The organism is Koromonas soli, from assembly GCF_059726265.1.
In genome coordinates, this window is the sequence record NZ_AP040872.1 from 724,511 (window position 1) to 748,517 (window position 24,007).

22 protein-coding genes are annotated in these 24,007 nt (G+C 59.0%); 12 read left to right on the forward strand and 10 right to left on the reverse strand.

The window, feature by feature from the left end; translation table 11 throughout:
• Nucleotides 1-106: 106 nt before the first annotated feature.
• Complete coding sequence (locus AC6IY8_RS03125) at nucleotides 107-1,453, forward strand: replication-associated recombination protein A (protein ID WP_497777236.1); 1,347 nt, start codon at nucleotides 107-109, stop codon at nucleotides 1,451-1,453.
• A gap of 40 nt (nucleotides 1,454-1,493) precedes the next feature.
• Here the strand turns inward: AC6IY8_RS03125 and AC6IY8_RS03130 are convergent, their stop codons facing one another.
• Both AC6IY8_RS03130 and AC6IY8_RS03135 read right to left on the reverse strand, forming a co-directional pair.
• The gene (locus AC6IY8_RS03130; RefSeq protein ID WP_497777237.1) at nucleotides 1,494-1,910 is read right to left on the reverse strand and encodes a fibronectin type III domain-containing protein; all 417 of its coding nucleotides are present in this window, start codon (nucleotides 1,908-1,910) and stop codon (nucleotides 1,494-1,496) included.
• A 150-nt stretch (nucleotides 1,911-2,060) separates the two neighbouring features.
• On the reverse strand, nucleotides 2,061-2,885 hold the full coding sequence (locus AC6IY8_RS03135) for a TrmH family RNA methyltransferase (protein ID WP_497777238.1): 825 nt from the start codon (nucleotides 2,883-2,885) through the stop codon (nucleotides 2,061-2,063).
• A 177-nt stretch (nucleotides 2,886-3,062) separates the two neighbouring features.
• Here AC6IY8_RS03135 and AC6IY8_RS03140 point away from each other — a divergent pair, with 177 nt between their 5' ends.
• The 3 genes from AC6IY8_RS03140 to AC6IY8_RS03150 are packed head-to-tail and all read left to right on the forward strand — an operon-like array spanning nucleotide 3,063 to nucleotide 4,521.
• Nucleotides 3,063-3,707 carry an L-threonylcarbamoyladenylate synthase gene (locus tag AC6IY8_RS03140; protein WP_497777239.1) on the forward strand — a complete coding sequence of 215 codons (645 nt, stop codon included), beginning with the start codon at nucleotides 3,063-3,065 and terminating at the stop codon, nucleotides 3,705-3,707.
• On the forward strand, nucleotides 3,704-4,315 hold the full coding sequence (locus AC6IY8_RS03145) for a YdcF family protein (RefSeq protein WP_497777240.1): 612 nt from the start codon (nucleotides 3,704-3,706) through the stop codon (nucleotides 4,313-4,315). The genes AC6IY8_RS03140 and AC6IY8_RS03145 overlap by 4 nt, the downstream gene beginning before the upstream one ends.
• Before the next feature lie 50 nt (nucleotides 4,316-4,365).
• Entirely contained in the window at nucleotides 4,366-4,521 is a 156-nt protein-coding gene (locus AC6IY8_RS03150; protein WP_497777241.1) for a hypothetical protein, read from the forward strand.
• A 54-nt stretch (nucleotides 4,522-4,575) separates the two neighbouring features.
• On the opposite strand, the gene AC6IY8_RS03155 is transcribed toward AC6IY8_RS03150, so the two are convergent.
• A complete protein-coding gene (locus AC6IY8_RS03155; protein WP_497777242.1) occupies nucleotides 4,576-5,325 on the reverse strand; it encodes a DUF92 domain-containing protein in 750 nt (249 codons plus the stop codon).
• Nucleotides 5,326-5,471: 146 nt separating this feature from the next.
• On the opposite strand from AC6IY8_RS03155, the gene ku reads away from it, so the two are divergent.
• Together ku and AC6IY8_RS03165 are read left to right on the forward strand one after the other, a co-directional pair.
• Entirely contained in the window at nucleotides 5,472-6,362 is an 891-nt protein-coding gene (gene ku, locus AC6IY8_RS03160; RefSeq protein ID WP_497777243.1) for a non-homologous end joining protein Ku, read from the forward strand.
• Nucleotides 6,363-6,496: 134 nt separating this feature from the next.
• The gene (locus AC6IY8_RS03165; RefSeq protein WP_497777244.1) at nucleotides 6,497-8,017 is read left to right on the forward strand and encodes a YncE family protein; all 1,521 of its coding nucleotides are present in this window, start codon (nucleotides 6,497-6,499) and stop codon (nucleotides 8,015-8,017) included.
• Between the two features lie 69 nt (nucleotides 8,018-8,086).
• Here the strand turns inward: AC6IY8_RS03165 and AC6IY8_RS03170 are convergent, their stop codons facing one another.
• Genes AC6IY8_RS03170 through AC6IY8_RS03200 form a run of 7 tightly spaced genes read right to left on the reverse strand, consistent with a single transcriptional unit; the run spans nucleotide 8,087 to nucleotide 15,671 of the window.
• Entirely contained in the window at nucleotides 8,087-8,575 is a 489-nt protein-coding gene (locus AC6IY8_RS03170) for a chemotaxis protein CheX (protein ID WP_497777245.1), read from the reverse strand.
• Nucleotides 8,576-8,578: 3 nt separating this feature from the next.
• Nucleotides 8,579-9,019, reverse strand: coding sequence for a response regulator (locus AC6IY8_RS03175; protein ID WP_497777246.1), 441 nt, complete (start codon nucleotides 9,017-9,019; stop codon nucleotides 8,579-8,581).
• 7 nt (nucleotides 9,020-9,026) lie between these two features.
• Nucleotides 9,027-10,142: a protein-glutamate methylesterase/protein-glutamine glutaminase gene (locus tag AC6IY8_RS03180; protein WP_497777247.1), complete on the reverse strand. Its 1,116-nt coding sequence runs from the start codon at nucleotides 10,140-10,142 to the stop codon at nucleotides 9,027-9,029.
• Nucleotides 10,139-12,289: a chemotaxis protein CheA gene (locus AC6IY8_RS03185; RefSeq protein ID WP_497777248.1), complete on the reverse strand. Its 2,151-nt coding sequence runs from the start codon at nucleotides 12,287-12,289 to the stop codon at nucleotides 10,139-10,141. The genes AC6IY8_RS03180 and AC6IY8_RS03185 overlap by 4 nt, the downstream gene beginning before the upstream one ends.
• A 2-nt stretch (nucleotides 12,290-12,291) precedes the next feature.
• Nucleotides 12,292-13,191 carry a CheR family methyltransferase gene (locus tag AC6IY8_RS03190; protein WP_497777249.1) on the reverse strand — a complete coding sequence of 300 codons (900 nt, stop codon included), beginning with the start codon at nucleotides 13,189-13,191 and terminating at the stop codon, nucleotides 12,292-12,294.
• Between the two features lie 11 nt (nucleotides 13,192-13,202).
• Nucleotides 13,203-13,682, reverse strand: coding sequence for a chemotaxis protein CheW (locus tag AC6IY8_RS03195; protein WP_497777250.1), 480 nt, complete (start codon nucleotides 13,680-13,682; stop codon nucleotides 13,203-13,205).
• Between the two features lie 15 nt (nucleotides 13,683-13,697).
• On the reverse strand, nucleotides 13,698-15,671 hold the full coding sequence (locus AC6IY8_RS03200; RefSeq protein ID WP_497777251.1) for a methyl-accepting chemotaxis protein: 1,974 nt from the start codon (nucleotides 15,669-15,671) through the stop codon (nucleotides 13,698-13,700).
• Between the two features lie 638 nt (nucleotides 15,672-16,309).
• Between AC6IY8_RS03200 and AC6IY8_RS03205 the strand changes: the two genes are divergently transcribed.
• The 6 genes from AC6IY8_RS03205 (at nucleotide 16,310) to AC6IY8_RS03230 (ending at nucleotide 24,005) form a co-directional block, all read left to right on the forward strand.
• Nucleotides 16,310-16,735: a response regulator gene (locus AC6IY8_RS03205; protein ID WP_497777252.1), complete on the forward strand. Its 426-nt coding sequence runs from the start codon at nucleotides 16,310-16,312 to the stop codon at nucleotides 16,733-16,735.
• A gap of 460 nt (nucleotides 16,736-17,195) precedes the next feature.
• Nucleotides 17,196-17,561, forward strand: coding sequence for a response regulator (locus tag AC6IY8_RS03210; protein WP_497777253.1), 366 nt, complete (start codon nucleotides 17,196-17,198; stop codon nucleotides 17,559-17,561).
• A gap of 2 nt (nucleotides 17,562-17,563) precedes the next feature.
• On the forward strand, nucleotides 17,564-18,097 hold the full coding sequence (locus AC6IY8_RS03215) for a chemotaxis protein CheW (RefSeq protein WP_497777254.1): 534 nt from the start codon (nucleotides 17,564-17,566) through the stop codon (nucleotides 18,095-18,097).
• A gap of 111 nt (nucleotides 18,098-18,208) precedes the next feature.
• Nucleotides 18,209-19,645, forward strand: coding sequence for a methyl-accepting chemotaxis protein (locus AC6IY8_RS03220; RefSeq protein WP_497777255.1), 1,437 nt, complete (start codon nucleotides 18,209-18,211; stop codon nucleotides 19,643-19,645).
• A gap of 44 nt (nucleotides 19,646-19,689) precedes the next feature.
• Nucleotides 19,690-20,556: a CheR family methyltransferase gene (locus AC6IY8_RS03225; RefSeq protein ID WP_497777256.1), complete on the forward strand. Its 867-nt coding sequence runs from the start codon at nucleotides 19,690-19,692 to the stop codon at nucleotides 20,554-20,556.
• Nucleotides 20,553-24,005, forward strand: a complete 3,453-nt coding sequence (locus AC6IY8_RS03230) for a response regulator (RefSeq protein WP_497777257.1) — start codon at nucleotides 20,553-20,555, stop codon at nucleotides 24,003-24,005. Before AC6IY8_RS03225 ends, AC6IY8_RS03230 begins: the two co-directional genes overlap by 4 nt.
• Nucleotides 24,006-24,007: the final 2 nt, after the last annotated feature.

Below are 24,007 nucleotides of genomic sequence, written 5' to 3' on the forward strand. Positions count from 1 at the left end.
AACCCTCGGCTCCGGTCGGGGGTTTTGTTTCGGCCCACGCACGAAGTTCGACAACTATCGCTGAAACGTTGATACTGACCTTTGAAACCTTGAAACCTCCCATCCCATGAGCCTCTTCGCCAATCCGATCAATGAAGCGTCCGACCCCACCCGTCCTCTGGCCGATCGCATGCGACCGCGCGATCTCGATGAGTTCGTCGGGCAGGAGCACATTCTCGGCTCGGGCAAGCCTCTGCGCGTGCAAATCGATCGCGATGACATCGGCTCGATCCTTTTCTGGGGACCTCCGGGCGTAGGCAAGACGACATTAGCCAAGATCATCGCGCGCCGCACTCGTGCCGAGTTCGTCGAGTTTTCGGCCGTCATGTCGGGTATCAAGGAAATCAAGCAGGTCATGATGGAAGCCGAGCGCGCCCGCCAGTACGGCACGCGCACCATCGTCTTCATCGACGAGATCCACCGTTTCAACCGCGCACAGCAGGACGCCTTTCTGCCTCACGTCGAGCGCGGAAACATCCGGCTTATTGGCGCTACGACCGAGAATCCGTCATTCGAAGTAAATTCCGCGCTCCTCTCCCGCTCGCGTGTGTACACACTCAATCCGCTCACCGAGGATCAGATCATCACGCTTATGGAGCGCGCGTTACAAGACGAAGAGCGCGGCCTCGGCCACCTGAAATTAACTGCCGAACCCGCCGCCCTCGCCCGCATCGCTGCCTATTCCAGCGGCGACGCTCGCTCCGCCTATAACGTACTTGAGATTGCCTCGACCCTCGCCGTCGAAGCCACCGGTGGCGCAAGCGGCGGAAATATTACGCCCCCGCAGATAGAGGATGCTTTGCAGCGCCGAGTCCTGCGCTACGACAAAGCGGGCGAGGAGCATTACAACCTCATTTCCGCCCTGCACAAATCCGTGCGCAACAGCGATCCCGACGCCACCCTCTACTGGCTCGTGCGCATGCTTGAGAGCGGCGAAGATCCTCTTTATCTTGCGCGCCGCATCGTGCGCATGGCTGTCGAAGACATATCGCTCGCAGACCCACATGCGCTTGAAATCTGCATAGCCGCCCGAGACGCAATCGATTTCCTTGGCATGCCCGAAGGCGGACTCGCCCTCGCGCACGCCGCTGTTTATCTCGCCATCGCTCCCAAATCCAATGCTCTTTACCTTGCCTACGGAGCAGTGAAGCGCGATGTTGAAGAAACCGCCTCCGACCCAGTTCCACTTCATCTTCGCAATGCTCCCACCCGCCTGATGAAGGATCTCGGCTACGGAGCCGGTTACAAGTACGCCCACGATTTCGAAGACAAAGTAGCCGATATGCAGTGCCTGCCCGACAACCTCAAAGGCCGTCAGTGGTACTACCCCACAGAAGAAGGTGTAGAGAAGCGCATTCGCGAGCGTCTCGCTGCGCTGCAATCGAAGAAGAGTAAGATGAGCGAGCAGGAATAGTGGCCGCGATCTCTGTTCTCGCAGCCACCCTCCTCATTCTCTAATGTCGTGTAGTGAACTGTTCAACCCTGCTGCGGGCTTCGGTTCCCGTGCCCTGACCCTGTCCCGAATCCACCACGTAGAAGTAGGTCGTTCCGGGCCGCAAGTGATCAATCTTCACTCGATGCGTTTCTCCGGGTCTGCCTGTATCGCGCTCATAGGGCGATTCCGCCATGCGGTCCAGGCGGTTCGGATCCGTTCCGTAGCGCACCACTGAGCTTCCTCCAGTGTTGGTGGACCATGCTACCGTGGCCCAAGTGCTTCCTACGGATTCCACCACGGGACCGTGTGTAATTCTCTCGTCCTGTGCTCTGCCTCTGTGCTCATCCGGGTAGTTGTTGTCCCTCCGGTCATATTGAGCGAATGCCAGTCCGCAGAGCAAAGCTGGCATCACCAACAGTGTGCTTAGCTTTTTCATATTCATCCCCTGTGAATGATCTTCGACGGGCGCTCGTAGATAGACACCTGAGCGATCAACCGTGTTGCCTGCTTGTACCTGCTCAGAATAGGCCTTAGGCGAACGCGCGACTTGCGTGAGCCGGTCACATCCTGAAGAGCGTAATGGAATCTACTTCGTCCGCTGCCTCTGCGCTTCATACAGCAGAATGCTTGCTGCGATTCCCGCATTCAGGCTTTCCACCTTTGGCGAGTGTGGAATCAGGATAGCTTCGTCGGCGGCATCCAGCAGTGCGCGAGGAACGCCCTGTCCTTCGCTGCCAATAAAGATCGCGGTAGCCGCCGTGAGATCCACCTGCTGCACCGCTCGCCCTTTGTGCGAGGACGTCACCGCCAGCCTCACGCCATGTTCCTGCAATGCTTCCAGCGCCTGCGCCGTTGTGATCTTCACACACGGCAGCCGAAACACTGATCCTGCCGAAGCCCGCGCCACCTTCGGATTCGCAGCCGAAACCGTGCCTTCTGTCGTAAGCACGCCACTCGCTCCAAATGCCTCCGCGCTGCGGAGGATCGTCCCAAGATTTCCCGGGTCCTGCAACCCGGCACAGCCCAGGATCAGCGGGTTCTTCGCCCGGAACAGATCGCCTACTTCCGCGGTCAGAGGATAGACCAGCGCTGCCACTCCCTGCGGCGTCTCGCTTGCCACCGCGCTATGAAAGACATCATCCGGCAACAGAACTGTTTCCACCGCGTGGCCAACCTGCGGCAGCAAACGGTTCGCGCGGTCACGCGCTGCTTCGGAGAAAAACACTGCCCGCAGCCGCAACCCACTTCGAATGGCTTCTTCCACCAACTTCACGCCTTCAATCGCTACCGCTCCATCCTCCGTGGGGCTCACCTGTGAGAAGGCTTTGCGCAGCTCTTTCACCAGCGAATTCTGGCGGCTCGCAATGGGCCGCAGGCGTTCGTTCCGCGGGTCAAAAGATGCTTGCGTCATGTTCTTCTCCTGAGCTGCAGCCCTTACCATGTAGAATGCTGGAGTAGCGGTGGCATCTTCATCATAACCTCCCGCGCGCAGCCTTCCGGGCGTAGAGGTTGTGAGTTACTCTTGTACGTTGATTTCAACTTGTGTTAAGGTTCGCTGGTTTTGAGCCTGAAAGATGAGGTAGATCGGGTGCGCCCGGAAATTATTCGCGTTCACGCAGCAGAGCCTGAGCCGTCACTCGTCAACTACGTGGCGGACAGAATTCGCCAGGGCAGTGTCGTCGGCATGCCGACTGATACGTTCTATGGCTTGGCCGTCGATCCTTACAACCTGCACGCCGTCGAACGTGTGTATGAAATCAAGGAGCGTGGTCGCCACAAACCACTTTCGCTGCTGATTGAGAGCGTGGAACAGGCCGACGAACTGTCCGCCGATTTGCCTGACGACTTTTACCTGCTTGCTGAAAAGTTCTGGCCGGGTCCGCTGACCATCATTGTCCGTGCGGCCTCACGCCTGCCGTTGAAAGTAACTGCAAATTCCGGCAACATTGCCGTCCGCCTGCCGGACTCTCCCGTAGCTCTGGCTGTCGTTCGCGCCTTGAAGTATCCCGTTACCGCCACCGCGGCCAATCTGGCTGGTGAAGCCGAGTGCACGACTGCTTCGGCCGTGGCTGACCAGATGGGCGACCGCGTGCAGTTGCTGGTCGATGGCGGAACCACGCCGCGTTCGATTCCAACCACCATCGTCGATCTCACCGCGAACGGACACTGGTCGCTGCTGCGTGAGGGCGCCATCGCACAGTCCGCAATTGAGGATCTTCTGGGCGATCAATGAACGTTGGTCCGCTCCGGGGATGGTTCAGGCCGGCCAGAGTCGTCCTGGTCTTGCTTGCCGTCTATGCCTGCTATTTCGCCTGGACATGCGTACGTATCGTCGAGCAGTCCAGGCGCGATGAAGCACGTCCCGCCGACGCAATAGTTGTTTTTGGTGCGGCGGAATACTTCGGCAAGCCTTCTCCTGTTTATCGCGCACGGCTCGATCACGCCTTCGATCTCTACGAGCGCAAGCTAGCACCCATCGTCATCACAACCGGAGGCAGTGGCGGAGAGCAGCGTTTTACTGAGGGCTCGGTCGGCCGCGACTATCTTATCGAGCGTGGCATCGGCGACCGCCATCTCATCGCCGAAACCCAGAGCGATAACAGCGCCGAGAGCGCCGAGCGCATTGCCAATATCATGCGCGCCAACAACATGCTTTCCTGCATTGCCGTCAGCGATCCGTACCACCTTTTCCGCATCAAGCGATTGCTCGAGGCACAAGGGCGCACGGTGTACGTCTCTCCGAGAAAAATGGATCCCTCTGCTGGCAAGTGGCCTCGCACTCTCAACATCATGCGCGAATCCGCAAGCTACACATTGTGGCGATTGCACTTCCGCTGGTAGCAGTCCGCCTGCTTTGATACGATCAATGTATTCACATCGGAGGAAGTGGAATGGCTAACGAACCGGGGAGCGAAGCTCCGCAGACGGGAATCTACTGGTGCAGCGTGTGCAAGACACCGGCACAGTTCAAGGCGGGTGAGACCCTGCCCAAGTGCAAGAATCTTTGTGGCCGCGGCAAGTGGGAATTCGTCAAGGCTGAGAAGTAACCCAGCAAAAGAACAGACAAGCCGGAGCCCTTGCTCCGGCCTTTCTTTTTGGCTTTAGAACCAGCGATGCACGAACAGCACGCCTATTGTCAGTGCCGCCGAGAAGGCCGTGCTCGTAAAGTTCACCCCGTTGTTGCCAAGCCTTCCCGGACGTTCCAGCGTGGCTCCCAGCAGACTGTCGAGCACGGTCCCGAAGAACGCCGAGCTGAATGCGGTGAGGAAATATGCGGGCATCAGCAGACTCGCCCACTGACATGCCATACACACCACTAATGCCGCCACAATCGCCGAGATCGTCCCGATGATGGTGATGCCGCCGTTTTCGCCGGGAGAAACCGGCCGGAACGTCGTAATCAGCAGTGGGTTTCTTCCAAAAGCTTGTCCTAACTCGCTGCTAACCGTGTCGCCTGCCGCTTCCGCCAGCGCCGCCGACACGCCTGCCAGCAGAATGTAGCGCGCGTGGACCGTGAAGAGCAGGGGAGCGGCGCACATCCCTGCCACTCCCACATTCGCCAGGATCTGCGATGCGACGCGTCCCTTGCGGCCTTCCGTCGTGCCATAGCGTTCTTTTTTCTGGCGTCCAATGCGGGTGGTCGAGACCGTAAGGAAGAAGACGATGACGATCGGAATAAGTGCGGCGGGTCCCGCAGCCAGGCACAAGATCGTGCTGACTCCGACTCCTGTCAGCGCCGCGCCAGCCGTTACCGCCCGTATTCCCCATGCCAAAAACCCAAAAGCAATACAAAGTCCGAGGGCGGCGACCAGTTGGGGGATGGCGGCCTGCCAGCTCTGAAGAAGATTCATGCCCGATTCAATCGTACTCTGAAGTCCTGCGACAGACAGGCCTCGACCGTGCTGGCCTCCGGGCCTCCCTGAGAGCGCATCCTATCAGATTCGATTCAAGAACGGGCACTCAGGGCAGAGAAGTTCTTGACGGAGGCAAGAGAAAAATGGCGTCTTCAGTCTGGTCAGGCTATTTGACCTTCGGTTTGATCTCGCTACCGGTGCGGCTCTATAGCGGAGCTCGCGGAAGCCGTATCTCCTTTCACATGCTGCACAAGCCGGACCTTACGCGCATCAAGCAGCAGCTCTGGTGTCCGCATGACGAGCAAGTCGTCGAGCGCAGCGAAATAGTAAAAGGCTATGAGTACCGCAAGGGCGAGTACGTCATCATCGAGCCCGAAGAACTGAAGAAGATCGAGCCCAAGACCGCCAAGGCCATGGAAATCGTCCAGTTCGTCAAGGCCGAGGAAGTCGATCCCATCTATTTCGAATCCAGCTATTACGTGGCCGCAGAGGAGGCTGGCAAGCGCCCCTACGCGTTGCTCGCCCGTGCCATGCGCGAGAGCGGATACATGGCTCTGGCACAGCTCACCATGCACAACCGTGAATACACCGTCTTCCTTCGCCCCTTCAAGGAAGGTCTCGCCCTCCACACCATGTACTACGCCGACGAAGTTCGCTCCATGGAAAACTTTGGCACCGACTCCGTTGAGGTCAAGGAAGCCGAACTCAAGGTGGCGCACCAGCTCATTGACGCCCTGGCCGACAAATTTGCCCCCGAGCGTTTCCATGACACCTACGAGGAGAACCTGCGCAAGCTCATCGACGCGCGTCTCGAAGGTAAGGACGTCTCCGGCGTCGAGCGCCCCGCCAAGATGGCTCCCGTGGTGGACCTGATGGATGCTCTGCGCCAGAGCCTTGCAAAGATGGAGGGCAAGAAGCCCTCCGAAGTCACTCTGGAGTCGCAAAAAGCTTCACAGGTGGAGGAGATCGCTGCTGCTGGCGTGCCAAAGAAGGCCCCCGGCAAAGCCAAGCCAAAGCGTGGACGCGCCGCTTGATGTTTCGGTCTTGTTGAACTGAATATCCGGCCTTGCGTGTGCGAGAACTCTCTCGCCCGAAGCCGTGTGCTTCCTTTACAATGGACGCACCCGAACAGAGCAGATGAATCCATCATCGGCAGGGCGGAGTGCGAATGAAAGTTCTACGGAACGCCGCGTGTGCGGCCGTCCTTTTGGCAATTACCATTATTGAGATTGGCTGTGGCGAAACCTATCGCCCTGTCGCGGTTCCCAACCCTGTCTCGACCGCTAATCCTTCCGGCGCGGAAACGGAAGTTGTTCTGCACACGGCTGCTGGCGTCAACAGCGTCCTTACTGCCATTAATGTTAGCGGCGACACCAACGCGGGCAACAAGCAGATGGGCAACGTCGCGAGCTCGATTGCCTTCGACGCGAACCGCACCACCGTGTACTCGGCCAATACTGCAACCGACTCTGTTACACAGGTTCTGCTCAACAACTCGACTGCGGGCTTTTCAGCCAATACCACGACCGTAACGCTCGAGCCCGGCTCCAAGCCGATCGGCATGAGCTTCCAGTATTTCGGCAGCACCTACACGCAGGATTGGGTTATCAATTCCGGGCATAATCTTACCTGCCCCAATTCCGGCTCCATCAGTTCCATCGCGCAGTCCACCAACCTCGTCAAAGCCACCGTATGCGTCGGTCCCTCTCCGCTGTACGCCTGGATTTACCGGGATCAGAGCAAGGTCTTCGTTCTCGACAGCAGCACCACTGACGTTCAGGTTGTGAGCGCATCCAAGTACAAGGTCACCAACCACATCACTGTCGGTGCCACACCCATCAAGGCTTCCCAGAGCGCCGATGGGCTTTACGTGTACGTGCTCAACCGCACCGATCGCACCATCTCCATCATCGATGGCCAGACCGAAACTGTCAGCCAGACTGTCCCGACCGCTGCTTGCGGCGACCTCTGCCTCTCCGATCCCATCGACATCGCGCAGGACGTGCAGTACAACGACACCACCCACAATCTCCAGTACAACCACATCTGGATACTGCACGCCAATGGCACAGTGAGTGTGTTCGACGCCACCACCCCCGGACAACTGACTTGGATCACCTCGCTTGCCACCGGTGCCAACCCGACCAACATTGCGCTCATGCGCGATGGAAGCCAGGCCTATGTTGGCCTCGGCGGTACGGACAAGATCGTTGCCATCGACACCACGAAACTCGCAACCGGAGCCGTCACATCGAACGCGACCTCTACCATCACGGTCGGCGTCCACCGCTCCATTACTCGGAGCCTTACGGATAGTAAGGGCGTCGCACACAACGTTCTCGTCGAAACTACTACGCCCGTTGTGAGCCAGGTTGCCGTGTCTCGCCAGGGTGACTCGGCTTATCTCTCCAAGGCTTACGCCATCACCACGACCAGCACGACTTACTATTACTACGATGCGGACGTGAATCCCACGACCCCCGCAACCTATCCCAACCTTTACAATGGCACCGCCGTAATCGCAGCGGCTGCCAACGGCACTACGCCGATCAACGGCTACATCACCACAATCTTGGCGCCCACGGTTGAACCCTATTGCGACCCAGGCAATCCTGCTGCGACTGGTGCTTACGATGGACAAATCAAATGTCCACGCATGGTTCCGGTAGTTGTGCTCGGGCGCAGCTAGCATCCAGTTGCAATTGAAAAGGCGAACCCAAACCGGGTTCGCCTTTCTCTTTAGAAGAGCAGAAATGTCTTAGCTGCTTTGGTCCGCGTGGCGACGACGGTTGTAGCGGATCGCAACATTCATGAAGACGCTCCCCGCAGGCGAGGCAAAGTCCATGACCAGCGCCTCCAGGTCCTCCGAGCCGCGGAATCCCTTCTCGTCGTCGTACTCCAGTGGCGGATGCACCTTGAAGCGGAAGCCCTGATCGTTCAGCGAAGTCACCGCGTTACCGATCACCAGGTTCGCCAGCTCAGCGACCGTTTCGCGGATCAGTTGCGGGTCCGACTCCATCTCCATGCCTGAGATCGTGCACGCGACTTTCATTGCCGTGCTGTCTTCGACGTCGAAGATGACACGGCCTTCAATGTCGCCGGTGATCTCGACCAGCGCGGCATTCGCGCGCCGGTGGTAGGCTTCTTCGTTCATCGAAATGTCCGAGACCGCTATCGAGCAGGCAAGCGTCTGCGACAGCACTGCGTCGGCGGCATTGATGAAGGGTTGGATCAACTCCATTCGCATCGACTAATCTCCTGCACCCGCCGTTGAGGCCGTTACCACGGCATCGCCCAGCACATACTTGATCACCTCGTACAGCAGCTCAGGCTTCACCGGCTTCTGTACAAAGTGGCGCGCGCCCTTTTGCAAGGCTGCGACGATGTTCTCCTGGTAGCCGACGCTCGAGACCATGATGATGCGTGCATCCGGATGCTGGCGCACGATGCGCTCGGCAGCCTCGATGCCTTCCATCTGTGGCATCGTGATGTCCATCAGCACGATATCCGCGAGGGTGCGGTCGTATTCCGTAATTGCCGTGCATCCATCGCCGGCTTCGCCAGCCAACTGGCCTCCATAGGATTCGATGATGCGCGCAAGGTTCTTACGCGCAAAGACCGAGTCATCCACTACCAGGTAGCGGATCGGTTGGCGATCGGTGGCACGCAGCAGAGCGGGGTATTGCTCCATAGTTCCCTCAGATCTGTCCGGCTGTGCGGACTGGATACTGTTCCTTCGTCGGCATGGCGCGGTGGTGGCCGCAATGCACGATCAGAGTGTTTGCCATTGCTTCAAGTGAAACAATGCGAATTGCATAGCCGCGCTCGATGGCCGCCCGAGGCATTCCGAATACGATCGACGAAGCCTCGTCCTGCGCAATCGTCAGCGCGCCGCTTTTCTTCATTCGTCCAAGGCCTTCGGCCCCGTCTTCGCCCATTCCGGTCATTAGAACGCCCACGGCGTCTGCTCCAAACTCCGTAGCCACGGAGTCGAACAGGATATCGACAGACGGCCTGTGACCGTTGACCTTTTCGTCATCCGACAGCACCGCCACGTCTCCCAGCGGCATCCGTCGGATGCGCATATGCCGGTCTCCCGGGCAGATTAGCACACGTCCGGCTGTTAATAGGTCGCCGGATTGCGCCTCTTTCACTTCCAGCAGGCACGATTCGTTCAGTCGCCTTGCGAAGGTGTCGGTAAAGCCTGCCGGCATGTGTTGCACCACGGCTATTGCCGCCGGAAAGTCCGCCGGAAGATGGCTGAGCAGGTACTCAAGCGAGTTCGGGCCTCCGGTCGAGATGCCAATCGCAACCAGCTTCGATGCCGGAATCACCGCTGTGCCGCGCTTCGGCTTATGCTGCGAAACTATCCCGGCTGGCAGCATCGGCGTAGCTCGCAAGGGGCTGTTTACCGCGGCCTTAAGCTTGGCGATCAACTCCGAAGCAATCTCGTTCATGCCCTCGGCCAGCACGTTTTCCGGCTTGGCCACGAAATCAAAGGCACCCATGTGCAGGGCCTTGAATGTTGCGCTCGCGCCTTCTCGCGTATGCGCGCTCACCACGACTACGGGAACCTGCTGCTGGCGCATGATCTGCCGCAGCGTTTCGATTCCATCCATCCGTGGCATTTCCAGATCGAGCGTCACGGCGTCCGGCTTCAGTTCCTCGATCTTTCTCAAGGCAAAAGCGCCGTCCATAGCCGTGCCGATCACGTGAATCGAGCTGTCACGTTCGATCAGTTGCGGAATCAGTTTGCGCATGAGGGCTGAGTCGTCCACCACTAGCACGCGAATCATCTTTTTTGCGGCTGTCATCGCCGCACCCCCAGTTCCTCTTGCTCAGTCTTATTCCGGCTGTAGGACCGGCCCAGTTTCTCCACCACATCCGAGATGCTCAGTATCAGCACCACGCGCCCATCGCCCAGGATGCTTGCGCCGCTGACCAGCGACGAGCTCACCATGGTTTCGTCCAACGCCTTAATTACCAATTCCTGCTCGCCCATCAAGCGATCCACGACAAAGCCGACCTTGCGATCGCCCAGGCTGACCACGATTACAAACAGCTTCGGCCTGCGCTCGCCTCCCGAATGCATCCGGTTCAGGCGAATCAGCGGCACGATTTCTTCGTGAATCTGCAGAACCTCTTGTCCATCCACGAAATGAACCTCTCTGTCCTTCGCCCGCAGAATGTTCAGTACATTCCCCAGCGGCACCGCATATAGCCGCTCCGAAACCCGGAAGAGCAGTGCCTTGATGATCGCCAGCGTCAGTGGCACTTTCAGCAGGAAGGTCGTTCCTTCTCCGGGCACGCTGCGCACGCTGATCGTGCCTTTCAGCCGATCCATCACGGCCTTCACCACGTCCATGCCAATGCCGCGCCCGCTCACTTCGGTGATCTCGCTCGCCGTGCTCAGCCCAGCGTGGAAAATCAAGTCCAGCGCTTCGCTGTCCGTCATCCTCGCGGCCTGCTCTTGCGTCAGGATCCCGCGCGAAATCGCCTTCTCCACGACTTTTGGCAGATTGATGCCCGCACCGTCGTCGCTGATTTCTAGCACCACCTGATTGCCCTGGTGGAACGCATTCAGCCGGATTGTGCCTTCCGTCGGCTTTCCTGCCGCTGCGCGCTCCAGCGGCGGCTCGATTCCGTGATCCACCGCATTCCGCAGCAGATGCATCATAGGCTCGGCCAGCGCATCCAGAATGCTTTTGTCGAGATCCGTGTTTTCGCCCTGAATGACGATGTTTACCTCGCGCCCGGTCTGCTTCGCCGTATCGCGCACCACGCGCGGCAGGCGGCGGAACATCTGTTCCACCGGCACCATTCGGATCTTCATCACCGCGCGTTGCAACTTGTTCAGAATCTGCGACTGGAACGTCAGGATGTCAGCCGTTCTGGTGCGCAGCGGAGTATTCCCAAGCGTGCGATTCATCTCGCCGAGCAGGTCCTGCATCATGCTCTTTGCAATGATCAGTTCGCCCACCAGGTCCAGAACCACATCTACGCGCTCGGCCTCGACGCGAATCACGTTTTCCGTTGCTGCCGGAACTCGCTCCTCGCGCGCCTTCGGACGCTCGATCGCCTGACGCTCCGCCTGCACTGCCCGCGCCTTGTCCTTCTCGCGCTGCGTCAGCGGCTGCGCTTGCTGCACCACCGGCTGTTGCTGCTGCTGGGCAGGCGCAGGCTCCGCCACAGGTGTCTCCGGAGTCGCAACCGGAGCAGCACTTACAGCCGCCGCAGGTTCCTCCGCCGTTTGCACCGTTACAAAAACCTTCGAGACCACCGTCGGAATCTTGCTCTTGCGCTGCACCCAGTCCACTTCATGATGGCTGGCCAACGCAATCTCGATTACATCCGGAATGTCGGTCGTGTTCTCATCCGGACGCATCACCAGGATCGTGCCGACTTCCTGCAGCACGTTGCGCACAAGCTGCACAGCCGCCGCGCGCATTGGGCACGCCGGATCGATCGCCAGCGCGATGTTGTATACCTTCTGCCCGCGCACTGCGTTCTTCGAAATCAGCAGCTGCTCGTATTCCGTCCAGTTGAACTGCGGTGCAAACTCCACCTGCGGCTGAGGATTCTTCAGCTCCTCGATCAGGTCATAGACCGGCTGTGTTGACGGTGGCTGCAGATCGTTGCGATATGCCGACAGCAGATTGTCAAACGCGTCTGCCGACACCAGCACAAGCTGGGCCAGTGCCTCGCCGTCCCGTGCCGCAACCTCTGCGGTCAGAACGTCCTCTACCGAATGGGCCAGTTCGCTCAGCTCCTTGTACCCACAAGCAGCGGAGTCTCCCTTCAGCGTGTGAACGCTGCGCCGGAGGTTGCGAACGATTTCGGCGTCGCGCGGTGACTTCTCCAGCAGCAGCGCCTCTTCGATGAGGGCCTGGAGAATCTCCTGCGAACTATCGAAAAAGAGATTGCGTAGTTCGTTTGCGCGATCGTCAGAAAAAATGCCCACGGTTATGCCTCGATCTTGCTGTATGCAGTGCCGTTATTCTGGTGAATCATGTGGAACTGATCGGTCAGTCCAAACAGGCTTTCAGCGTGCCCTACAAACAGATAGCCATCAGTATTCAGGCATCGCCAGAACTTCTGAATCAGCCGCTTTTGCTCCGCCTCGTCGAAATAGATCATCACGTTGCGGCAGAAGATAAAGTCATTGCGCTGCGGCAGGAACTCCGTCTTCAGGTTATGGAAGTCGAAGTGAACCAGTTCCTTCACCGAAGGCTTGATGGCATACCGCTGCGGCCCCACCTTGTCGAAATAACGGAGACGGTATGTGTAATCCACCGAGTCCATGTGGTGCTCCAGGTAAATGCCCTCCTGCCCGGCGCGCAGCACCGAGTAGTTGATGTCCGAGGCCAGGATCTCCACCTTCCACGGCGGCGGAATCAGCGGCTTCGGCGTCGGCATCTCGAAGGGCAGGGGATTGCGCAGGTAGTAATAAGCCAGCGCATCGGCCACCATCATGGCCAGCGTGTAAGGCTCCTGCCCGGTCGAGCATCCCGCGCTCCATATGCGCAAATTCCAGTCACGCCGTGCCTGCTTCCGATGCAGCATTTCTTCCAGGACCGTCTTTTGAAACAGGTCCAACTGCGGCCGGTTCCGGAAGAAGCTGGTCTCATTCACCGTGAGGTTTTCGAGCAGTGCCGAAAGCTCCACGCGACCCTGTGGGCTCGTCAGCAGGCGGTAATAGTCATAGAACGAGTTGACGCTACAAATGCGAAGACGCCGCTGCAACCGGTCCTGCAAAAAGTGCGCTCGACGGTCGTCGAAATACATACCGCATTCCTGATAGATCAGGGTCTGCAGCAGCTTGAGTTCGGCTTCGCTGAAAGCAACTGGTACTGGAGACGACATCGTTTGTCCTACTATGACTGCGGAATCGGATCAGCGGCTTCCGCAATATCAGAGAGCCGTCGCAGTTCGCCTTTCTGCATAATTTTTGCAAGGTCGATCAGGATTACCAGCTTGCCATCCAGTTTTCCGACGCCCGTCACGTAGTTCACTTCGCCCTGTTCGAAGATGTTCGGAGCCGGTTCAATGAGCTCAGGATTGATCTTCAGCACTTCGTTCGCGGCGTCCACCACCAGACCTACGAGATGGCCATCCAGTTCTGCCACCAGGATGCGGTTGCGTCGGTGTGGTGTGACTTTTTCCGCGAAACGCTTTCTCAAATCCACCACCGGAATGATCTTCCCGCGCAGATTGATCACGCCCTCGATAAAGATCGGAGAATCGGGAACCACGGTGATGTCCATCATCGGCACGATCTCGTGCACAATGCTGATCGGCACACCGAAGTTCTCTCTTCCAACACGGAATCCAACGATCTGTTGAGTCTTCACCATTCGATTCTCCAGTGCTTAGTTGCTCGTTCCCGCAATGGCGTACTTGACTCCGCTCAGCTTGCGCTGCTCCCCCTGCGCATGCTCTTCGAGCACAAAGCGATCCATCGACTCCAGCAGCGAGCGCGCCATCTTCGACATCTGTTCTGCTGAAGCGGCCAGCTCGGTCGAACTCGAGGTGGATTGCTGCACCATCTCGCGCATGCGTTCCATGGCGCGGACCACCGCCTGTGCGCCACCTGCCTGCTCTTCCACCGAGGAGGTGATCTCGTGCGTGATTTCGTTCAGGCGGGTCGTTGCCTTGGCAATCTGCGAAGACCCGTGTGACTGCTCATTCGTTGCCGCGCCAATCTCCTGCGCGAACTTGAAGACCTCCGTCACCACGTTCGAAATCTTGCGCAGCGCAACGCTCAAATCGTTGCCCAGGTCCAGACCTTCGTTCACGATTGCCGTGCTCTTCTCCATGTTCTCCACGGCTCTGCGTGCTTCGTTCTGAATGCTACTGATCAACTCGCTGATTTCCTTTGTCGAGGTCGCAGACTTTTCAGCCAGCTTGCGAACTTCGTCGGCCACCACGGCAAATCCGAGTCCATGTTCACCGGCGCGTGCCGCTTCAATCGCGGCATTCAGAGCGAGCAGGTTCGTCTGTTCGGAAATGTCGTCGATCACTTCGATAATCTTGCCAATGTTGTCCACCCGGTCGCCGAGCGTCGTAATGATCGAGGCCGAAGAGCCAATCGAACCGTTGATGCGGTTAAGTCCTTCGGTCGTCTTCTGCATCGTGCCAATGCCGCTCTGTACCTCATCGCGCGAGCGGCTGGAAATATCGAGCAGCACCTTGGCCGTGTCCGCCACGCGCTGAATGCTGGCGACCATTTCGTCGATCGAAGCCGAAGTCTCGCTGACGCTAGAAGCCTGCATCTGCGTGTTCTTCACCATGTTCTGCACGTTGATGCTCATCTCGTGCATCGTGCTGGTGACTTCGTCAATGGCCGAGGACGACTGCACATTGATCTTTGCGGAATCTTCCGAAGCGTCCGCCACCTGGTTCGATCCGGCTGCCACTTGCGCTGCTGCGTCGCGCACCGAGCGCACCAGTCTGCGCAATCCATTGGTCATCTGCGAGAAGGCCAGCGCCAGTGTGTCGCGATCTGAACGCGGTGTGACTTCCACGGAGAGATCGCCGCCCGCAATTGCCTGCGAGACAGCAGCCATCTCCTTGAAGTACACCACCATGTTGCGGAACGTCTGGGCCAGCGTCCCCAACTCGTCCTCGCTGCGTATATCAATTTGCTGATCCAGGTCGCCCTTATCGCCCACCTCGCGAGCCACCATAATCAGGTGCTCAAGCGGATCGGTAATCGACCGGGCTGTACGGAGCGCAATGAAGATGCCTAATGCCAGTCCGAGCACCGCGCCCAGGAGGCTGACTGTGATGATCAGGCGCGAGGCGCTCTCTCCCGTTGCCCGCAGGGCGTCGAGCTCGCGTGCATTTGCGGACTGAACGTCCTTGAACACGTCGTTCAGATGTTTGAGCTGTTCATTCGGCTCGGACTTTGTGTAATCCTCGAGCAGATCGTTGGCGGTCTTCTTGCCCGCATCGACGTCCTGGTGTTCCTTCACAAATCGATCGGCAAAATTCGTGGACCAGTCGCGCTCGATTGCTTCGATCCGGCTCAATCCCGCGCGTTGATTTTCATTCGTTACCTTGGACTGCGCATCGCGCAACTGGTCAAAGGTTTTGCGAGTGCCTTCGTGCAGGCGGTCCAGTTCGGTTCCGGCGCCGGTCAGGAGGTAGCTGCTCAGAACGATTCGGTTCTCCATCATCTGCTGGCGAACGTTCTCCGTTGCGATCATCAGATTGGTGAAGTCGCGAAGCTTGGCTTGTGCCTCATGCGACCGAAACATCGTAAAAATGCTGATCAGGAAGCCAATGCCCAACGCTCCGAGGAAAATTGCGAAATGCAGGAGCAGCTTATTACGAATCTTCATGCCCAATCGCCTCCAAAAACCGGGGAATACCTCGTCCTGCACTGTCGTGTAAGCCGGGTTCTCCCTTAACTTGGCCGGGTTTCGTGTCCATTTGTATTCAGTGCAGCTTTAAACCATGACTTCTCATCGAGAAGTCCGCAAGTAACTATCCGAACTCTCCACCAGCAAACCTCAACTCGAAGCGGACGGAGGTGAGATAGCGGCTTCATCGCGTTGCATTCAATGAAGCTTGGCATCGGAGACGCGGTTCCTGCGGATGGTCCTGCTCTCATTGATAGCAATCTTTCAGTCATTACGAAAGGGGTAAAAGGGACTAGAACGAAAGTTTCTGGTGTTTGTTCCCTATTGTGCCGTTCGAACATGCCCTAGTGTTCCGCCGGAAAGTACCCTAGCGGCAGAATTCTGCTTTGCTCAATTTGGGTGAACGTCTCGTAAGTCACGAAGAAGCTTGACGTAATTCCAGAGTAGGCCTACTCTGATCACTAATCTCCCCCAGAGTAGACGTACCCCACGGGTACGATTCGCAGTTTGACTGAGAACTTTCGGTTCCATCGAGCCAGCTTGATTACTCGGGGTTACCATCGCCTTTGAGGTTTCCCGATTCTGACCACGACCGAAAGTAACTATGGCGAAATCATATGAACGAATCGTTGCCAGTATTGGTCGTCGAAGATGAAGAAATATTGCTCGCCTTTCTGAAGACCGCTTTAGAGCGCGGGGGCCTGAGTATTGTTCCGGCATCATCCGGGGCCGAAGCCCTGGGTCTGCTCGCCCATCGCAAGTTTGCCGGAGTGGTATCGGACCTGAAGATGCCAGGCGGCATAGGGGGAGCCGAAATCTATGATTGGGTTCGGCAGAATCGTCCCGAGCTAGCGCCCTGCTTCTTATTTATCACCGGAAACGTCTCCGATCCCTACGCTGTTGAAGTGCAGAAGCGTACCGGAGCCCTTTTCATCCAGAAACCTTTTAGGATCGCGTTGCTCATCGACATGATCAAGAGGATCATCGAGCGCAATCAACAGAGTTCCGGTGAGAGTTCCGACAGCCCTGGGCTGCCGACATAAGTTTGTCTTTTGGGCTTTGAGCAGTTCGCTCACCCATGCGGCGTGGTGCAGTACAGAGGAAGACCTGAGACGTGTGAAAAGTTCCCGAGCGGGAGTGTTCGCGGAGCGTCAACCGGGTGATACTCTTGTGTAAACAGCCAGACGGAGTTCACGTTACGTTCAACGGGCGATGTCTCCTATCAGTTACTTCCGCGCAGGCGAAATGACTGCTAAGTTGCCCCGTGGACCTCTCCGTACAGGTGTCGCTCGGCGATCCCTGTAGCGGAGAAACAAACGAAACTTGGCTGGTATCCATCGCTCGGCGGCATGTTGGTCGCGTCCGTTCGCGCCTCCATGTGAGGGCAGGGAACCACTTTGGCTCGTCTGCTGTGCTGGTCGAGTTACCGTTGGCTCATCGCGGAGCGGAGCTGCCAACGCGCGTTCGTCGTCGTGCCGCAGCAAGGATTTTTTGAGGTGCATCGTGCTGAAAAAGGTTCTGATCGTTGACGATTCACAGGCGGAAAGCCGGTTGATGCAATCCTTCCTGCAAAGTGCGGGATACACTGCTGTTTCCCTAAGCGATCCCTCGCGCATCGAGCAAATGGTAGCCGCCGAGAATCCCAACCTGATCCTTCTCGACGTAGTCATGCCTGGCCGCAATGGCTTTCAGGCCTGCCGTGAATTAAAGAGCAGCCAGGAGTTCGGCAGAATCCCCATCGTGCTGGTCAGCTCCAAGAACGGCGAAAGCGACAAGTTCTGGGGAATGCAGCAGGGCGCCGACGGCTATGTCATCAAGCCGTTTACCGGCGAGCAACTGGTTGGCGAAGTTCAAAGGGTAATCGGATAGCAATGGCGGAGTCGCCCATCAATCCGGAGACGCAGGAGCCTCTTCTCGCAGACCCCGAGTTTGCCGGGGAAGAGATTGTCGCTCCCGAGCCCGCGCTGCCTGAAGAGCAGTTCTGCATCTTCCGTGCCGGGCGCGAGCGCTTCTGCCTGCACGTGCTTGAGGTGGATGAAGTGGTCGAGTGGCCGCGCCTTACGCGCCTGCCTCTCTCGCCGCCATTTCTTATGGGCGTCTTCAACCTTCGCGGAACCATCGTTCCTGTCATTGATATAGCTTTCACCGAGGTTCGGCGTGCGGACATGCCGCCCAAGCAGGTCGTAGTTGCTTGCCTTCGCGGTGTCGCCGGTGAGCCTGACGTGCGCGTAGGCATCGCCGCCGATGAAGTGATCGGCACCTACAGCACCAGCGAGCCATTGCTTAAGGATGAGGCTCCGCGTGACGTTCCGCACTGTGCTGGCATGCTTCGCCACGGTGATCGCCTTGCATTGGCTTTGGATTTAAAGCGCGTGCTGGATTCATTTCCAGTAAGTGCCATTTAGTTACGTGCTGGACCTCGACGGTTCCAGCCAGAGTTTTTGTAGGCGCAATCTGCGCTTGAGAGTAAAGGCGGCGCGTGGTGTACGAGGCGCTCGCGTTGTCCTGGAGGTCTTATGAAAGGTCGTCTAAATTCGGCAATCATCGTCCTGGTGGCTGTCAACCTGGTGGCTACCGTTGCGGTGTTTTGGCTGGCCTTTGCAGCCGGCGCTAAGTCCGGTGGCAAGTCGCTGCTCCAGGTGAGCGCGATGCCGTCGGATGCTTTGATTCCGCTGCTTGCTGCGCTCGGCTTCCTGGTGGTCGGCTCCTTGTTCGTGCTCTTCCGGCTTTCGAACACGGTCTCCGAGCCTGTCAAGAATCTGGTCGAGTTCTCCGAACAGCTCAGCGCGGGCGACTTTAAGGCGCGCCTTGCCGAGGTCTCCCAGGACGATTTCGGCTACATCGCCGCGCATCTCAACCTCGCTGCCGAGAAGGCTGCCCGGTCCATGCAGGACGATGAGTCGCAGAAGAACCTCCAGCGTTCCATCACCGACTTCCTCACCATCGTCAGCCAGATTGCGCGCGGCGACCTGACCCTGCGTGGCTCCGTCACTAACGATGCGCTCGGTAACGTGGTTGATTCGGTCAACTACATGCTCGACAACTTTACCCAGGTGCTGCGCCGCGTTCGTGATGCCGCCAGTGACGTCTCCACCACGGCCAACCAGATTCTCACCGCCTCTGAGACTATGGCCACCGGTGCCACGCAGCAGGACCACGAGATCACCAACACCTCGTCCGCTGTCGAGGAGCTCACGGTTTCAATGAAGCAGGTGAGCAACAACGCCGAAGCCAGTGCCGAAGCGGCCCGCCGCGCTCTCGACGCCGCCGAGCAGGGAAACCGCTCCGTGCGCGACACCCTCGAAGGCATGCAGCGCATTCGTTCCAGCGTGCAGGCCACGGCCAAGAAGATTAAATCCCTCGGCGACCGCTCGCTCGAAATCAGCGAGATCATCAACGTCATTAACGACATCACCGAGCAGACGAACCTTCTCGCTCTCAACGCTGCCATCGAAGCCGCCCGTGCCGGTGAAGCAGGCCGCGGTTTTGCCGTCGTCGCCGACGAGGTCCGCAAACTCGCCGAACACTCCCGCACCGCCACCAAGGACATCGCTGCGCTCATCAAGGCCATTCAGGCCGAGACCAACGAAGCCGTCGTCGTCATGGAAGAAGGTACTCGCGAGGTGGAAGTCGGAGCCCGCCTGGCCGATCAGGCAGGCAAGGCTCTCGAAGCCATCTCCGCCGTCGTCCGTCAGTCTGCCGAACTTGTGCAGGAAATCTCGCTCGCCAGTAAACAGCAGGTGCGCGGTACTGAAGGCGTAGCGAACGCCATGCAGATCATCTCCAACATCACTCGTCAGACCTCTCAAGGCGCACGCCAGACCGCGCGCAGCACCGAGCAGATGGTGAAGATGAGCGAGCAGCTCAACGAAGCTCTCTCGCAGTTCCGTGTTCAGGCAGCTGCGGCGCAGCAGGCTCGCAAGGAATTGCAGGCGGGCGCTGCACGCCAGTAGTTTTGAGCGATTCACAGCAGAGATGTGACTAGCAATCAGGCGCGATGAACGAAGCTGATATCAATCCGTTGCTGACCGACCACGAGGTCCGCGAGCTCCAACTGCTCATCGAGCAGCGCTCCGGCGTTGTCTTCGATGAGTCGCGTTCGCGCTTTCTCACCTCGCGTGTTGTCGAACACATGCAGCGCAAGCGCCTCACCTACGGACTCGAACTCCTGCGCCTCGTGCGCAACTCCAACGTCGAGTACGACAATCTGCTCGAGCGCTTGCTCACCCAGGAAACCCGCTTCTGGCGTTATCCCGGCCTGTTCACCGCCTTTACCGAATACGTCCTCCCCGACCTGCAAGCCCGCAAGTTCTGGGACAAGGAACACTCTCTCCGCATCTGGAGCGCTGGTTGCGCCAGCGGTGAAGAGCCATACTCCATCGCCCTGGCCATCTGCGAAGCCGCCGGAGAATGCACCGGACTCGACGCCAGCATCATGGCCACCGATATCAGTCGCGAAGCACTCGAGCGCGCCGACCGCGGCGTCTATTCCGGGCGCGTGCTCGAAAATCTTTCGGTTGCTCAAATCTCAAAATACTTCACGCCTCAAGGCGATTATTTCAAGGTCAAGCCGCAGCTTCGCGACATGATCAAGTTCGCGCCCATGAACCTCGCGCAGCAGGTCTATCTCGGACGCTTCGAGTGCATCTTCTGCATGAACGTCCTGATCTACTTCAGCGACGAGCTTCGCTCCCATCTCATCCAGCGTTTCTTCGATTACCTCGAGCCCGGCGGCTATCTCTTCCTCGGACACGCCGAGTCGGTCGCCAACGTTCCCGTTAAGTTCAAGCAGATCATCATGCACGGTGCGCGCCTGCTGCAGAAGCCGCTCACGCAAACTGCTGCTGGCGGAGGCGAACGATGACCGGCCCCAGCCAGGAGATGATCGAGCTCTTCCTCCAGGAAGCCAGCGAGCACCTGCAGTTCCTCCGCGAGTACTCCGGCATCCTGCAGGACCCCTATCCGCTCTATGAAGACATCGAGCGACTCTACATCTCTGCACACGGCGTCGCTGGCACCGGCGGAACCTACGGCTACGCGCTGTTCAACGAAGTAGCCAGCAAGCTCGCGCACATCTTCCAGTACGCCATGAACGCGACCATCAGCCAGGAGGCCACCGCCCCGCTCGTCGAGTTCATCTACGAGGCCATTGCCGTACTGGAAAGCGACCTCATCATGATCAGCGCCAATGGCGTCGAAGCCACCGACGACATTGCCTCGTTCAAGCAGCGCTACCCGTTCGCCTTCCAGGGACAACCCGCACCCGCTCAACCCGCAGCCCCCGCTCAACCCGCAGCCCCCGCCCAGCCCGCGGCCCCCGCTCAGCCCGCACCTGTTGCTGAACAGCCGCCTGCTCCCGCACCCCAGCCTGCGGCGCCGGCACCAGCTCCCGCTGCTCCCGTGTCCTACGCACCGCCCGTACCACCGCGTCCGCAAGTCGCTACCCCAAGCGCGCCTGTAAGACCTGCTCAGCCTGTCGCACCTCCAGCGCCGCCGGCGCAATCCGCGCCTACAGCTCAACCCGTGGTATCTGCGCCCGCCGCGCCCCCACAAACTCCGGTTGCCCCACCCGCCGCGGTAGTGCAACCTTCCGCCGCACCCGCACCCGCACCCGCACCCGCGCCTGTGTCTGCGCGTCCGGCAGGCGCCCCGATTTCCATAGACGCCATCCCCGAACTCGCTCCCGACGAGCCGATTCCGGACGAGGTCCTCGAATTTTTCATCCCCGAGGTCGAAGAGCACCTCCAGACCATCACCGACTGCCTGCTCGCCCTAGAAGCCAATCCCAACGAAGAGGACATTCACCGCCTCTTCCGATCCATGCACACCATCAAGGGATCGGCCGCGCAGGTCGGATGCCAGCGCATTTCCACCATCGCGCATCGCGCCGAAGACCTCATCGGCAAGCTCCGCGACGGCGAACTCAAGCCCAGCGCGACCATCATCGATCTTTGCCTTGAGACCATCGATGTCCTCAAGAAGCAGATCTACCGCCAGTGGGATGACGAATCCAGCTTTCAACTCGCAGCCCGCACGCTCATCGCGCGCCTCGAACTTGCTGCCAACGCCTCCGCCGAGCCCATTGCCGAGCCGGTCGCCGCCGAGCCCGCACCACTCGCCGCCGCACCCGCCGCGTCGCCCGTCGAGCCATTAACCCCCGAGCCTGCCGTTGTCGAAGAGATCAAGCCTGAGGATTTCAAGTTCGACGCCAAGCCTGCTGAATCTCCCGAGACCGCCCCCGCACAACGTGCTCCGGTCGGCATGGCGCAATCGAAATCCGTTCGCATCGGTCTCGAGCGCCTCGACCGCATGATGAATGCCGTCGGCGAGCTCGTCATCAACCGAACCCGCATGCTCGGCCGTCTCGCCGAACTCGAAAAGCTCGCCGAAGTCCTCAACTTCTCCAAGGGCCGCATGGGCGACAAGGTCAACGAGTTTCAGGAGAAGTACGAGTTCAGCCGCATCAACTCTTCGCCGCTGCTTCCCTCAGCGCAGTGGCCCGGCTCCATCGCTGACCACGCATCTGCCGGATACAGCGGTGGCGGACAGGCCTTTGGCTCGCCTTTTGCGTCCAGCCCCGGCTTCGGCAGCCACGATTTCGGCTACGCCTCCGGTTTCGGCGCATCGGACGCCTCCTACTCCGAGTTCACCGAACTCGAGATGGACCGCTACGACGACTTCGGCATCCTCTCGCGCTCGCTCACAGAAATTTCCGCCGACATCACCGAAGTCCTCACACAGCTCGACGGCTTCGTGCGCCGCGTCGATAGCGACATCGACGAGTTCACCAAGCTAGCGCACCGTCTGCAGGACGAAATCACTCAGGCGCGCATGGTGCCTATCGGCAACCTCTTCACGCGCATTGCCCGCACCGTGCGTGACGCTGCCAAGGCCAGCAACAAGCAGGTCGAGCTCACTCTCGCCGGAGCCGAAACCGAACTCGACAACAACATCATCCAGCAGATTGCCGATCCGCTCCTGCACCTCGTCCGCAACGCCGTCGCCCACGGCATCGAGCGCGTCGATGAGCGTTACGAAGCGGGCAAGCCCGACCAGGGCAACATCGCCGTCCGCGCCTACCACAAGGGAAACCACATCTACATCGAGGTCGAAGACGATGGCCGCGGCGTCGATTTCGAGCGCGTAAAAGGCACCGCCATCGACGCCGGAGTCGTACCCGCCGAAGATGCCGAGCGTCTCGATCGTCAGGAGCTGGTCGATCTTCTCTTCCGCCCCGGATTCTCCACCGCGCCCCGCCGCACAGAGCTTGCTGGCCGTGGCGTCGGTCTTGATGTCGTCCGCTCCAACGTCAACAACCTTAATGGCGAAATCGAGGTCGAAACGGAGAAGGGAATTGGCACCCGCTTCACGCTCAAGGTGCCGCTCACGCTCATCATCTCCCAGGCGCTCTTCGTCCAGTGTGGAGAGCAGACCTTTGCCTTCCCCTTGGCCTTTGTCGAGGAGATCCGCCGCATTCGTCCCGCCGAGATCGAAGAGGTCGGTGGCAAGCTCATCACCAAGGTTCGCGACGTCCTCACCGAGGTCGTCCGTCTCGACGAAGCTCTCCAACTCCCGGCCCTGCACCCCATCAACGGCTATCTCCGCCTCGTTCTCGTCAACGTCGGAGGCCGTCAGGTCGGCGTCATCGTCGAGGAAGTTCTGCGCAAGGATGAAATCGTCATCAAGAATCTCGGCGAGTACCTGCGCAACGTCAAGATGTTCCCCGGCGCCACCATCGCGCCCGATGGCAGCCTGATCCTGCTCGTCGACATCAACCGCCTCATCATGGGCGAATCCATCGAGCGCCGCCCGCTCACCACGGCCATCAACGCCGCCCGGCTATTCCTCCCCGGAGCCACCGCCGTTGCTCGTGGCGAGATTCCCGCCGCTGCTGTCGATGTGGTCGAGAAGGAAAAGCTCGTCGTCCTCGCCGACGATTCCATCAGCGTGCGCAAGTTTGTGGGACGCATGCTCGAGAAAGCCGGATACCGCGTCAAGCTCGCCTCCGATGGCCTTGAGGCGCTCGAAATCGCGACCTCCAACGAATGCGACCTGGTCATCACCGACCTTGAAATGCCGCGCACCAATGGTTACGAGCTCATGTTGCACCTGCGCCAGACGCCAAGCACCAGCAAGGTTCCCGTCATGGTCGTCACCTCCCGCGCCGGAGCCAAGCATCGCGACCGCGCGCTCAAAGAGGGGGCCGCAGCTTTCATGGTCAAGCCCGTGCAGGAGGAGTCCTTCATTGCGCAGGTTATCGAGTTGATTGGAACCTCGGGGCAGGCCACTCCTGCTCCGGTTGTACAGCAGTAAAT